This window comes from Flavobacterium lindanitolerans, assembly GCF_002846575.1.
Taxonomy (GTDB): domain Bacteria; phylum Bacteroidota; class Bacteroidia; order Flavobacteriales; family Flavobacteriaceae; genus Flavobacterium; species Flavobacterium lindanitolerans.
In genome coordinates, this window is record NZ_PJND01000009.1 from 180,723 (window position 1) to 194,592 (window position 13,870).

12 protein-coding genes are annotated in these 13,870 nt (G+C 39.2%); 9 read left to right on the top strand and 3 right to left on the bottom strand.

Going from position 1 to position 13,870, the window contains the following annotated elements; translation table 11 throughout:
- Positions 1 to 5 precede the first annotated feature (5 nt).
- From B0G92_RS13445 to B0G92_RS13480, 8 genes are all read left to right on the top strand, one after another.
- On the top strand, positions 6 to 1,619 hold the full coding sequence (locus B0G92_RS13445) for an AMP-binding protein (RefSeq protein WP_101472601.1): 1,614 nt from the start codon (positions 6 to 8) through the stop codon (positions 1,617 to 1,619).
- Positions 1,620 to 1,673: 54 nt separating this feature from the next.
- Positions 1,674 to 3,254, top strand: a complete 1,581-nt coding sequence (locus B0G92_RS13450; protein ID WP_101472602.1) for an FMN-binding glutamate synthase family protein — start codon at positions 1,674 to 1,676, stop codon at positions 3,252 to 3,254.
- Positions 3,255 to 3,278: 24 nt separating this feature from the next.
- Complete coding sequence (locus B0G92_RS13455; protein ID WP_101472603.1) at positions 3,279 to 3,707, top strand: acyl-CoA thioesterase; 429 nt, start codon at positions 3,279 to 3,281, stop codon at positions 3,705 to 3,707.
- A gap of 112 nt (positions 3,708 to 3,819) precedes the next feature.
- Positions 3,820 to 4,800, top strand: a complete 981-nt coding sequence (locus B0G92_RS13460; protein WP_101472604.1) for a carbon-nitrogen hydrolase family protein — start codon at positions 3,820 to 3,822, stop codon at positions 4,798 to 4,800.
- A 70-nt stretch (positions 4,801 to 4,870) separates the two neighbouring features.
- On the top strand, positions 4,871 to 5,479 hold the full coding sequence (locus B0G92_RS13465; protein ID WP_101472605.1) for a hypothetical protein: 609 nt from the start codon (positions 4,871 to 4,873) through the stop codon (positions 5,477 to 5,479).
- 84 nt (positions 5,480 to 5,563) lie between these two features.
- Entirely contained in the window at positions 5,564 to 6,676 is a 1,113-nt protein-coding gene (locus B0G92_RS13470; RefSeq protein ID WP_101472606.1) for a cupin domain-containing protein, read from the top strand.
- Between the two features lie 56 nt (positions 6,677 to 6,732).
- Positions 6,733 to 7,647, top strand: coding sequence for a fumarylacetoacetate hydrolase family protein (locus B0G92_RS13475; protein ID WP_101472607.1), 915 nt, complete (start codon positions 6,733 to 6,735; stop codon positions 7,645 to 7,647).
- A gap of 62 nt (positions 7,648 to 7,709) precedes the next feature.
- Positions 7,710 to 8,459, top strand: coding sequence for a maleate cis-trans isomerase family protein (locus tag B0G92_RS13480; protein WP_056073471.1), 750 nt, complete (start codon positions 7,710 to 7,712; stop codon positions 8,457 to 8,459).
- 226 nt (positions 8,460 to 8,685) lie between these two features.
- On the opposite strand, the gene B0G92_RS13485 is transcribed toward B0G92_RS13480, so the two are convergent.
- A complete protein-coding gene (locus B0G92_RS13485; protein ID WP_056073469.1) occupies positions 8,686 to 9,402 on the bottom strand; it encodes a 3-ketoacyl-ACP reductase in 717 nt (238 codons plus the stop codon).
- Between the two features lie 195 nt (positions 9,403 to 9,597).
- On the opposite strand from B0G92_RS13485, the gene B0G92_RS13490 reads away from it, so the two are divergent.
- Positions 9,598 to 10,119, top strand: coding sequence for a thioredoxin family protein (locus tag B0G92_RS13490; RefSeq protein ID WP_101472608.1), 522 nt, complete (start codon positions 9,598 to 9,600; stop codon positions 10,117 to 10,119).
- Between the two features lie 53 nt (positions 10,120 to 10,172).
- Here the strand turns inward: B0G92_RS13490 and B0G92_RS13495 are convergent, their stop codons facing one another.
- Both B0G92_RS13495 and B0G92_RS13500 read right to left on the bottom strand, forming a co-directional pair.
- Positions 10,173 to 12,455 carry a multicopper oxidase family protein gene (locus B0G92_RS13495; RefSeq protein WP_101472609.1) on the bottom strand — a complete coding sequence of 761 codons (2,283 nt, stop codon included), beginning with the start codon at positions 12,453 to 12,455 and terminating at the stop codon, positions 10,173 to 10,175.
- A gap of 11 nt (positions 12,456 to 12,466) precedes the next feature.
- Positions 12,467 to 13,315, bottom strand: coding sequence for a DUF3347 domain-containing protein (locus B0G92_RS13500; RefSeq protein WP_101472610.1), 849 nt, complete (start codon positions 13,313 to 13,315; stop codon positions 12,467 to 12,469).
- Between the last annotated feature and the right edge of the window lie 555 nt (positions 13,316 to 13,870).

The following is a 13,870-nucleotide window of genomic DNA, read 5'->3' on the forward strand; positions in this document are numbered from 1 at the left end:
TAAAAATGTTTCAAGATAATTTCGCACAAAAGCACCTGCCATCACAAAAACTGCAACCGGATTATATTTACAATCATCCGGATTTTCAGCTCCCGGAAGCACTTAACTGCGTAGATAGATTATTGGATTCGCATGTCAGAGAAGGTCGTGGCCATCATATTGCCATGCGCACTTTTGAAAAAAACTGGACATATCAGGATTTATATGAAAAAGCGAACCAGATTGCACATGTGCTGGTTGACGATTTGGGTTTGGTTTCAGGCAATCGTGTACTGATACGTTCTGCCAACAATCCAATGTTTGTGGCTTGCTGGTTTGCCGTGCTCAAGGCTGGCGGTATCGTGGTCGCAACAATGCCTTTGCTGCGTGAAAAAGAACTTGAAGTCATGATTGACAGTGCCGAAATATCACATGCTTTTTGCGATTATCGTTTGGAAGAAGCATTAGCTTCAGTAAAATCTACTTTTCTCAAACAGGTCATCACGTTTGACGGCACAGAACAAAGCCTGTCAAAGCTTGAAACACTAATGCATAACAAACCTAAGGAATTTGAGAATTTCCCAACAAAAGCAGATTCGGTTGCCCTAATTGGTTTTACGTCCGGCACTACCGGAAACCCGAAAATGACCTCGCATTATCACAAAGACATACTCCTTATCTGTGAAGCTTTCCCAAAATATTCCTTACAACCCGTTCCGGAAGATATTTTTACCGGTAGTCCGCCTTTGGGGTTTACTTTTGGTTTGGGAGGACTTGTTCTTTTCCCATTTTATTTCGGAGCATCCACATTCCTGATTGAAAAACCGAGTCCGGAACTATTACTGGAAGCCATACAAAACCATAAGGTTTCTATTGTATTCACGGCACCAACAGCCTGGAGAGTATTGGCCACTAAAGTCAAAGACTACAATATTTCATCACTACGCAAATGTGTATCAGCAGGCGAAACTTTGCCTGAAAAAGTCTGGGAAGACTGGTATGAAGCAACCGGCCTGAAAATTATTGACGGCATTGGCGCAACAGAAATGCTGCACATTTTCATTTCTTCTAACGAAGAAAATATGAAAAAAGGTGCTACAGGATTGCCAATACGAGGTTATGAAGCCCGTATCGTAGACCGTAAAGGCAACGAATTAGAAATCAATGAACCGGGAAGATTAGCCGTAAGAGGAATTACCGGATGTAAATACCTGAACCGTACCGACAAGCAAAAAGAATACGTACAGGATGGCTGGAACCTTACCGGTGACATTTTCCGTAAAGACGAAGATGGCTACTATTGGTTTGTAGCCCGCGGCGATGACATGATTATTTCTTCAGGTTACAACATTGCGGCTATAGAAGTTGAAAGTGTATTGCTGAAACATGAGGATATCTCAGAATGTGCAGTAGTAGGGCTACCTGATGAAAACCGCGGTATGCTGGTATGTGCCTATGTTGTTTTAGCCGATAAATCCAAGGCTTGCGATGAGTATGTCAGGAGCTTACAGGACTGGTTTAAAGAAAATGCCGCACCTTATAAATACCCAAGAGAAATCCGTTTTCTGGAACAGCTACCAAAGACAGAAACAGGAAAAATCCAACGATACAAATTAAAGGCTTTTGGCAAGGGAAATTGAGGAAAATTCACTAATATTATCCTTGATAATTTCTTTTAAAAACAAACAAAACTAATGAGAAAAGCATTTGTAGTATTAAGCATCACGGTATTGGCCATTATCGGTATAATGACCTATATCAACTGGAAAGCCAGCTTCCTATTGCTAATATTCATCCCTTTGATTATCATGGGATTGTATGACATGTTCCAATCTAAAAAAACAATCCGCAGAAACTTTCCACTTGTTGGAAGAATGCGCTATCTTTTGGAATCTCTGGGTCCGGGTGTTCGCCAATACTTTATTGAAAAAGACCTGGACGGAAAGCCATTCAACCGTTTGGAAAGAAGCCTTGTTTACCAGCGAAGCAAAAAAGAGACAGACTCCAACCCTTTTGGTACCCAATTAGATATCTACGAAGTAGGTTACCAATGGATTAACCATAGCATCAAGGCTATTCCTTTCTCAAAGGTCGATAGTAATCCAAGAATCAGAATCGGGTCTTCACAATGTGAAAAGCCTTACGATGCCAGTTTATACAATATCAGCGCCATGAGTTTTGGCTCCCTAAGCCGTAACGCGATACAGGCACTTAATGCCGGTGCCAAACAAGGCGGATTTTATCATAACACTGGTGAAGGTGGCCTTTCTCCATATCATTTGGAAGGCGGCGATGTAGTTTGGAATATCGGGACAGGTTATTTCAGTTGCCGTGACGACGATGGTAATTTCTCTTACGAACAATATGCCAAAAGAGCCGTTCTTGATAATGTGAAAATGATTGAAATTAAATTCTCTCAAGGTGCCAAACCGGGACATGGAGGGATATTGCCAAAAGAAAAAGTAACCGATGAAATTGCGGCCATACGTTTGGTAAGCAAAGGAAAAGACATCATTTCGCCTCCTACGCACTCTGCTTTTTCAACACCCTTGGAATTGATGGATTTCATCAAACTACTGCGAAAAGGTTCTGGCGGAAAGCCAATTGGTATGAAAATCTGTATTGGAAACAAATCAGAATTTATCGCTATCTGTAAAGCCATGGTAGAAACGGAAACTTATTTTGATTTTATTACAGTTGATGGCGGCGAAGGTGGAACCGGTGCAGCTCCTCAGGAATATTCTGACCACGTAGGTATGCCTTTAAGAGACGCATTGGCCTTTGTGTATGATTGTCTCGTTGGATTCGGTATTAAAAACCAAATTAAAATCATATGCAGCGGTAAGATAATTACAGGTTTTGACATCATCAAGACATTAGCAACAGGTGCAGACCTTTGCAACTCAGCCAGAGGGATGATGTTCGCCTTAGGCTGTATTCAGGCTTTGGAATGCCACGCTAATACCTGTCCTACCGGAGTCGCTACTCAAGACCCGAGACTCGTTAAAGGATTGGTACCCGAAGAAAAGAGTATTCGAGTAGCTCGTTTTCAGCATGAAACGGTAAAAAGCGCTATGGAACTCATGGCTTCTGCAGGAATCTGCCATCCGGATGAAGTTGACCGACATGTAGTCAGCATGAGAGTTGACAGAACCAAAATTCAGACATTTGCAGAAACCTATCCGGAACTGGAAAATGGCTGTCTGTTAAATGAAAATACGGTACCGGAAAATTTCCGTTCTTTTTGGAAAAAAGCGGCTGCCGCAAGCTTTTAAAAATACCTTAAAGCCATTTTAATTATGAGCAATTATTTTATTAAAGAGGAAAAAATACGTTTTCAGCATGTTGATTATGCAGGAATAGTCTTTTATCCTCGTTTTCTCGAAATGCTGAACGCCTTAGTCGAAGATTGGTTTGAAGAAGCTTTGGAACGTCCGTTTGCTACCATACACGAAACCAATGGTATTCCAACAGTCGATTTAAAAGTACAATTCAGGAAAGCAGCCCGATTGGGAGAAATTTTGAAAAAATATCTATGGGTAAAAAATCTGGGCAGTGCTTCAATGGTTTGCGGATTCCGTTTTGAAGATCAACAGGGAAAAACCTGTCTTGAAGGCGAAGTTACACTTGTGAATGTAGCTATTAGTACCAATAGGGAAAACATCAAATCTGAACCTTTTACTGAAGACATGAAACAAAAAATAACTCCTTTTTTGTCTGAACGCTAAGATTCAAAATCAGAAATCAGAAAATAGATAATAGAAAATAGATATATAGACTATTTAAGCCAAAATCATAAATCATAAATCATAAATCATAAATCATAAATTCATCAATAAAATGGAATTTCCAAAATTTAAAGCCGCTGCAGTACAAACCGCCCCGGTATTCCTAAATGCACAGGCCACGACAGATAAAGCCATAGCATTCATTAAGGAAGCTGCAGGAAAGGGAGCCTCTCTTGTTGCTTTTCCTGAAGTTTTTATTGCCGGCTATCCGTATTGGAATTGGATTATGACTCCTGTACAAGGCAGTAAGTGGTATGAAGTTTTATACAAATGCTCCATAACAACAGATGGCCCCGAAGTACAACAGCTATGTCAGGCTGCCAAAGAACACAACGTGCATGTTGTAATTGGAATCAACGAAAGAGGAAACAGCTACGGAGAAATTTATAACACCAACCTGATTATAGACAATAATGGAATACTTATTGGGAGACACCGTAAACTCGTACCTACCTGGGCTGAAAAACTTACATGGACAAGCGGTGATGGTTCTTCTTTAAAAGTATATCCTACTGAAATAGGTCCAATCGGGACATTGGCCTGTGGAGAAAATACAAATACTTTGGCTCGATTTACTTTACTTTCGCAAGGCGAATTGATTCACATAGCCAATTACATTTCACTTCCTGTTGCTCCACCCGATTATAATATGGCCGAAGCAATAAAGATACGTGCTGCCGCCCACTCCTTTGAAGGAAAATTATTTACGATTGTTTCCTGTTCTACAATTTCTCAGGAAATAATGGATGCCTTGAAAGAAGATGTACCCAATGTTCAGGAATTGCTTACCAGAAAAAACTCTGCCTTCTCTGGCATAATAGGCCCTAATGGGGCCGTTGTTGGTGAGCCGCTAATTGACGAAGAAGGAATCGTCTATGCTGATATTGACCTATCCAAATGCATCCAGCCAAAACAAATGCACGACATATTGGGACATTACAACCGTTTCGATATTTTCGACCTTAGGGTAAATGTTACTCCAACAAGAAAGATTACCTTTATAGATAACCATGAAGAGTTTTCTAAAAAATAAACTTTAACCCTAACCTGCCAGGGTTTAAAACCCTGCCAGGGTTGAAGAAAAAAAATAAACGCCATACAACATGAAAATACAGCCATTAGAACATGAAAAGTTCTATCACATTTTTAATCGTGGAAATAATGGTATCAATCTCTTTTATGATGCTGATTGTTATTATCATTTCCTAAGACTATATGAAAAATATATAGAGCCTGTAGCTGAAACCTATGCCTGGTGCCTGCTAAAAAATCATTTCCATCTTTTGGTTTATATAAAATCACAAAATGAGATTGATAATCGCAAGCTAAAATATTCAACCGTTGAAAAACCAAGAATAATAAGCGCATCTAAACAGTTCTCGCATCTGTTTAATGCATATACACAGGCAATAAACAAACGTTTCAAAAGAACGGGAAGCTTATTTGAAAAACCGTTTCACAGGAAATTAGTAGCATCAAATGATTATTTTCAGAAATTGGTTGTTTACATTCACAATAACCCTGTACATCATGGTTTTTGCAAAAATATAAACGATTACCCATGGTCTTCTTACGGAAGTATTATTTCTGAGAAACCAACTAAAATAAAAAGAAAAGAAGTTATTGATGTCTTTTATAATTTAGATAATTTTATAGCGTATCATAATCAAAATCAGGATTTTTTTGATATTGACGATTTGATAATAGAATAAAAAACTCTTTATTTCTTTTATCCAACCCTGCCAGGGTTTAAAACCCTGGCAGGGTTGGATAAAGAAGACGAAAAATAAACAAATATGGAATCAAAATTCAACGACGACGTAATTGGAAGAGCCCGGGTTAAGGATACTCCCGAACTTGAGGCCTATTATAAAGAATTAGAAACCCTGGGAGCCGGCGCCTTATGGACCGTAGCTAATGATATTGAACCTTGGGAGCCGCGTACTTCCTCTGTTCCTATGCTCTGGAAATATGAAAACCTAAGAGAACTGGCACTTAAATCATCAGAATTGGTGACTCCGGAACAAGCCGGGCGTCGTGTGGTTTATCTTGTAAATGACAAGCGAAAGGATGTAAGCGCTGCCGTTGGCTGGTTGTATACCGGAATACAGGTTACCCGTCCGGGAGAAAGCACATCGGCACATCGTCATAAAGCTTCTGCCCTACGTTTTATTATGGAAGGTGAAGGTGGCTATACGGTGGTTGATGGCAATAAGATTACATTTGAAGTCAATGATTTTGTAATTACACCCAACAGCACATGGCATGAACATGGTGTTGCAGAAGGCGGAAAAACCTGTATCTGGCAGGACGGTCTGGATATTCCTTTGGTAAATGCGCTGGAAGCTAATGACTATGCTGTTTATGATGGAAAACAGGAATTAAAGTATCCGGTTAATTTTTCACCTCTAACTTATGGAGGTTCAGGATTATTACCCGCTGACAAGGTATGGGATAAACCCTATTCTCCTCTATTCAAATATTCCTGGAAGAATGTTTATCCTTCCTTATTAGAAGCTGCTCAGGTAAATGAGGGCTCACCTTATGATGGCATATTGATGCATTATTCCAATCCTGTTACCGGAGGCCATGTCATGCAGACCATGGGAGCATCCATGCAATTACTAAGAGCTGGTGAACATACAAAAGCACACCAACACACCGGTTCATTTGTTTATCAATGTGCCAAGGGCAAAGGTTATTCTGTCATTAACGGAAAACGTTATGACTGGAAAGAAAGAGATATTTTTTGTGTTCCTTCGTGGGCCGTACATGAACACGTAAATCTTTCAGAAACAGAAGACGCCTGCCTGTTCTCTTTTAACGACCTTCCGGTTATTGAATCTTTAGGGCTATATCAGGAAAGAGCCTATGAAGAAAACGGAGGATTCCAGATAGTTAATAGCTAAAAGTCAAAAAAGAGAAAAGTAAATACAACCATAAAAACCATACTTATAACGAAAAAATGAAATTAGTTACTTTCACGCATAAAAATTCAGAACCAAAGCTTGGAATTTTCAACAATGACACAGTTCTTGACCTGGAAGCGTTTGCACACAAACACAATGAAGAATTTCCAAGAACCATGTTGGAACTGATTGACCTTGGATTGGAAGAAGTTAGCAGAATTGCTGAAATCCTGAAAACCTCTTCAGAAAGTGCCATCGCAGCAGCTTCGCTTCCTTTAAACGAAATAAAGCTTTTGGCTCCAATTACTAAACCAAGAAAAAATATTATCGGTATTGGACTGAATTATACGGAACATGTAGCAGAATCAGCCAGAACACTAGATACGTCAAAAGATTTACCGCAACAGCCGGTTATCTTCTCAAAACCACCAACTGCAGTGATTGGTAACGATGAAGCTATCCTTCACAACACAAAACTGACGCAACAACTGGATTGGGAAGTTGAATTGGCAGTAATAATCAGCAAAAAAGGAAAATACATTGCTAAAGAAAATGCTATGGATTATGTTTTTGGCTACACTGTTATCAATGATATCAGCGCCAGGGATTGCCGTCGTGCAGGACAATGGATTGTTTCAAAAGGACAGGATACTTTCGCACCAATGGGACCTGTTCTGGTTACCAAAGATGAAATCGAAGACCCACACAACCTTAATTTATCGCTGACAGTTAACGGTGTTGAAAAGCAAAATTCAAACACAAAATACATGCTTTTCAGAATTCCTGACCTTATTGAAGACCTAAGTACTGTTTTCACACTCGAAGCAGGCGATATCATTGCGACGGGAACACCTGCAGGTGTAGGCGCCGGAAGAGACCCGCAAGAATGGATGTGGGACGGAGATATCGTTGAAGCTACCGTTGAAGGAATTGGAACGTTAGTGAATACGATTAAGAAAATTAATAATTAGATTTCAGACTTCAGATTTCAGACTTTAGACCTTAGACTTAATAACTTTAGACTTCACTTACAATGAAAAAATATAAAATAGGCCAGATAGTTCCTTCATCCAATACAACGATGGAAACCGAGATACCGGCCCTCTTCCGTTCCAGAGAAACTATTGCACCGGAAAGATTCACTTTCCATTCCAGCAGGATGCGGATGAAAAAAGTAACCAAAGAAGAATTGGAAGCTATGGACGCAATGAGTTTGAAATGTGCTCAGGAACTTTCTGATGCTCAAGTAGACGTGATGGGTTATGCTTGCCTTGTTGCCATTATGAGTATGGGACGTGGCTATCACTGCGTTTCTGAGACAAATCTGCATGAAGAAACCGTAAAGAACGGCTTCCCTACTCCAATCGTGACCAGTGCCGGTGCATTAATCAACGGATTGAAAGTTTTGGGAGCGAAAAAAGTAGCCGTCATTACACCTTACATGAAACCGCTAACGCAGTTGGTTGTAGATTATATCGAGCATCAGGGATTTGAAGTTGTTGATTCTATAGCTTTGGAAATACCTGACAATTTAGAAGTGGCGGCACAAAATCCTATGAATCTTTTAGATATCTACAAACGACTCAACCTAAAAGATGTTGATGTACTTGTCGCTTCTGCCTGCGTACAAATGCCGTCCCTGGAAGCTGTAGACCTGATTGAAAAAGAAATAGGAATTCCAGTTACAACAGCCGCCATCTGTACAACTTATGAAATGATGAAAAAGCTGGGATTGGACACAAAAGTGCCAATTGGTGGTGAATTACTTAGCGGAAAATATTAATAATTCTGTCTTAAAATTGAACCGAACCCGAAAAGAAATAGCTAACTTTAAGTAAACCATAAAAATCAAAAGCTATGAACGGATTCTTCAAAACACTACTCGCAGGATGGGGAGCGAAGAAACTTGGAGGCGGATGCCTTGGAACCATCATTTTATTTTTTATACTCTATTGGCTGTTAGGCTATTTATAGAAATAACAAATCCCCTCAATTGAGGGGATTTTATTTTAAGGATTTGTAGACCAAAGCGAAGCAGACTTGAGCAACGCTCTCCTATTCAGTTTTAATTGGGCAACAACCAATTCAGCAAAATCTTCCGGTTGCAGTACCCTTTCAGGATTACCATCTGTAAGATTCAATGAAAGTGACATTTCAGACGCAATCGTACTCGGCATTAAGGCTGAAACCCTGATATTGTGCTTTCTTACTTCCATCATCAATGCTTCCGAAAATCCGGCAACAGCAAATTTTGATGCCGTGTAGGCGGTTGTATTAGCATTACCTCGAAGCCCGGCCGTAGAAGAAACATTAATAATATCACCCGTATTTCTGGCAATCATTCCCGGAAGTACCTGATGTGTCACATTATAGATACCCATAACATTGACGTTTAGGATTTCCTGCCATCTTTCCGGTTCCATTTCCAAAAAACTTCCAAAAGAAGCTGTTCCTGCATTATTGATAAGTATATCAATAGCACCAAATGCTTCATGGATATAGGCGATTCCTTTTTTGGCAGCTTCAAAATCGGCTACATCAAAAACAGAATAGATTGCCTTTACACCATAAGCCTGCAATTCTGCTATAGTTTCCAGCAAAGCTTCTTCATTTCTACCTGTAATAGCAATGTCAACACCTTCGGCTGCAAGAGCTAAAGCCGTAGCTTTTCCTAATCCGCGGCTTCCTCCGGTTATTAATGCTTTTCTTCCTTGTAATTGTTCCATTTTCGGTATCTTTTTATTTCAGATTTGTATAAACACAAAGTTAGACATCCTTAACATCTCCCGAAGGTTTTTAACTTTTTGTTCAGCTAATTTATTTAGAAATTATTTACTATTATCACACATGGAAATATGCAAGCGAATCGTTAAGTTTGTTATGTATAAACTTTCGCTAACTCTTAAAAACAATTCAACCCAATGAAACTAAAATCACTGTTACTCTGTTTGCTTTTTATTGGTGCAATAACTCAATCATCTGCACAGGAAAGCGCCGATAAAATCCTTGAAAAAGCTTTTACCCAGGCAAAAAAAGAAAAGAAAAATGTTTTTGTAATGTATCATGCTTCCTGGTGCAAATGGTGCAAGAAGATGGAAAACAATATGGAAGCCGAAACCGTCAAGCCATTTTTTGACAAAAACTATGTAACTACGTTTTTGGTAGTGCAGGAATCCAAAGACAAAAAACATCTTGAAAACCCGGGTGCCGATGATATCCTGAAGAAATCCAAAGCAGACAATAGCGGTATTCCTTTCTGGCAGATTTATGATGCTAATGGCAAACTGTTAGCTGATTCTTTTAATGCCAAAGGCGAAAACTTAGGCTGTCCGGCCACAGTTGAAGAAGTAGCAGAATTCACTGATAAGCTGAAAAAAACAGCAAAACTTAGTGAAAAAGACCGCAAAAAGATTGAAGAAGTATTTGTGCTTAAGAAAAAATAAGTAATAAAGAAAAAAGGCCTCCAAAATTTTGGAGGCCTTTTATTTTGGGTTTATTAATAATTAAGTACAAAGCCTACTCCAAAGCCCATATCACTGTCATAATGTGTACGGATACCCATATTTTTATTGAGTACATATCGCAGGTCGACCATATATTCCAAATCAGTATTGGCCATAAAACCGGCACGCAATCTTTTGGAAATAGGAATATCTTCCCGCATTAACTGCAATCGGGCAATCCCATCATGATAAACTTCTGCCTGAAAGTTCACGAGCATTGGCAGTGTGTATACAAACCCTAAACTCACCGCACTTCGGCTATCTTTCTTGTTTTTTTGTCCGAATATGTTCTTTTCGTGTTCATCCTCACCCATTCTTCTGTAACGCCAGTCAAAACCGATAAAAGGCATAAACCATTGCATTTTTCCGATAAAGCGGCCCAAATGGGTTTCTACCTCATACCCATGCATATCGTTGTAACCCAATCGCCACTCCGTTCCTAATGACCATCTCGCGTTCTGAAGCATAGCTTCCCCATCATTACCATTTGTTGCAAAATCATTCTGGGCCATAAAATGCGGCATATTACTTTCTCTTTGCAGCATCTTATAGGCTTTTGCCTTATCTGGAAGATACGGATTTTCATAATCGCCAACAGCAAAAACACGATTCATCCCAGCCATCATATGGTACAAAATATGGCAGTGAAAAAACCAATCACCTTCTTCATTGGCTAAAAATTCAATAGTATTGGTTTCCATCGGCATAATATCCATTACATTCTTAAGCGGTGCGTTTTCTCCTTTTCCATTAATTATTCTGAAATCAAAGCCATGCAGGTGCATTGGGTGGCGCATCATGGAATTATTGTAGATAGTGATGCGCAATACTTCTCCCTTTTTAACTGGAATCTTGTCGGTTTCCGAAAGAATTTTATTGTCCATGCTCCACACATAACGGTTCATATTTCCGGTAAGGGTAAATTTTAATTCCTTTACCGGGGCTTCTTTTGGCAGAACCGTATTGTAAGGCGATTTCAGCATAGCATAATTCAGAGTCACGATATCCGCTAAAGCATTCGCATTATAACGATTCGGGTCATTATCCATGTTCATTCCATGCTGACTGTGGTCGGTTTTTTGTTTGGCATCCTTTTGTTTGGCATCACCTGTAATTTCCGGATACATCACTACATTCATATCCATCTGATTCAGGCTCATGTTCATTCCCATATCATCCAAATCGCCGTTCATTTTCATCATATCGTTCATCATCTTCATTCCCTCAAAATATTTTAACCGGGGAAGCGGAGAAATAAGCTGTTTGACGCCATTCCCAATAAAATAGCTTGCCGACTGCGTCCTGTCTTCTGTAGTGGCTAAAAACTCATAAGAAAGTCCTTCCTCCGGTATGGTAACCACCACGTCATACGTTTCTGATACTGCAATTATCAATCTATCCACTTCTATTGGTTCAACATCATTACCGTCACTGGCCACTACAGTCATCTTACCTCCCGCATAGCGAAGCCAGAAATAGGATGAGGCGCCGCCGTTTGAAATGCGAAGTCTTACCTTATCGCCTGCTTTTAGTTTTTTGCCATCAAAACTTTTTAAATTGGTAGAATTGGCTCCATTGATTAATATCTTATCATAATAAACGTCGCTTACATCCATGGCGAGCATGCGTTTCCATTCGTTTTTAAGCTTGGTTTTGAAATGGCCTTCTCTTATGGCTTCAACATACGATTGTGTTGCTCCTTTTTTTATCGCAGCCCAATCATTGGCATTATGAAGCATCCTGTCAATATTATCCGGATTGAGATTGGTCCATTCACTTAAAATTATAGGAACCGTTGGCAGGTCGTCTATTCCTTTCCGAAACGTTTTATCGTCTTCCCGTTTTTTCATCACAAAATTACCATACATTCCAATCTGTTCCTGCAAACCGGAATGCGAATGATACCAGTGCGTACCATTCTGAATGATTGGAAAACGATAAGTATATACAGCACCGGGAGCTATAGGCTCCTGCGTAAGATAAGGAACTCCATCTTCTTTGTTTGGCAAAAACACGCCATGCCAATGCAGTGATGTACTTTCTTTTAATTGATTATGTACTACAATTTCAGCTATATCGCCTTCAGTAAACGTAAGTGTTGGCATCGGAATCTGTCCGTTGACAGCAATTGCTCTTTTTTCTTTACCTGCGTAATTTACCAGAGTATCTTTTACATAAAGGTCATAACGGACTACTTTTTGTGCATGCAAACTGCCTGCTGTCAGCATAACTAACAGCAGTAGCAATTTGGCTGGATTATAGTTCTTTATATCCATTATTTCACTTTTTACTTTATCGTTTCAACTGTCTTGCCACAAGTCAGCATCTGCGAACCATAATAAGGATTCTTAACTGCGTTTTCCTTGCTTAGCCAATTGGCACCTTTGCCATCATTCGCCATAGGACAAAATTGATAATAAACCGGGACCTCATATTTTGAAACCTTAAGCAATTCATACACGCTTTTTGACAAGGTAATAAAGTGGTCTCTCTGGTGTTTTGCATCCGTAGTTTCTACAATATGCTCTGCATCCTCTTTCAGGTTATTCAGAACTTTCATCCAGACATTATGCTCCTCAGTATTCAACTCATTCATCTTTACTGCAGTTACGGCTTTAACCAAACCTTTGGCTTTTTCAGAAGCTAATTTCCCATCCGTTTTTACCAAAGCATCCTTAACATCAAAATAATTATCAAAAACAGCTTTCAGCTGACTCTGGTTCTTCTGTTCAGTTGCCTTCATATCATGTCCTGAATGCCCGGTATGTGCTATTTCTGTTTTAGCACTCGTCTTTATGGCACGTTCATATTGACAGCATTCCGGAAGTTTTGCATAAACATCATCGGGAGCTCGGAATGAGTCACTGTCATATCCTGCCAGGGCAATGCGTTTTAAAACAGCATCCAGATTGGTAGCCTTCTGGTCATAGGCAATAACAGCCATCTTGGTATCTTTATTCCATTCGACTTTGGCTATTTTATTGACATTTCCGGCTTTTTCAATAGTGCTTTTGCACATATTACAATTACCATAGATTTTTACGTTTTCTTTTTTCTCGTTTTTGATTTGTGCCTCACAGGCAGTAAATACAAATACCATGGCAAATGTTGCCATTATTTTAGATAATGATTCCATTAGATTAATTTTTTAGATATACTACTAAGCTTATTGTTCTCGATTAGACAGACTTATGGCTGCCACAAAAGGATATTAGCCTATTTTGGGAGGTTGCCAGATGGAATGAAAACCCGAAGCAAAGCCTGCTTCAGTATGGTAAAATCCCAATCTTTTTTCTGTTAAGGCAAATAAATTGCTGTTAAATTCCGGAAGTATAAAAAAAGCAGCTGCATTTACACAGGAAACCGGACATATACAGGAAGCATGTTTACACTTTCCTTTACAATTATGAGAAGTGCTGTTCTTATCACAACAGTTCTCTTTCTGTTTTTTGTGAGCAGTTATTTCCTTACTGCAGTTTTTTTTCTGAGAAGATTTGTTGCAGGCGTACGAAGACTCGGGCATCATGAAGATTCCGAATATAATAAGCAGCATAAAATACAGTTTTCTCATTTCTACAGAAAAAGTAAGTTCAAAATTATAGATTTATTTTGAGTTCTTCACTAAGTATTTGTTAAAACAATTTTAGAAAAATGCTTTTTGCCCATTTTTTTACGGCTTTTAGAACAAGAT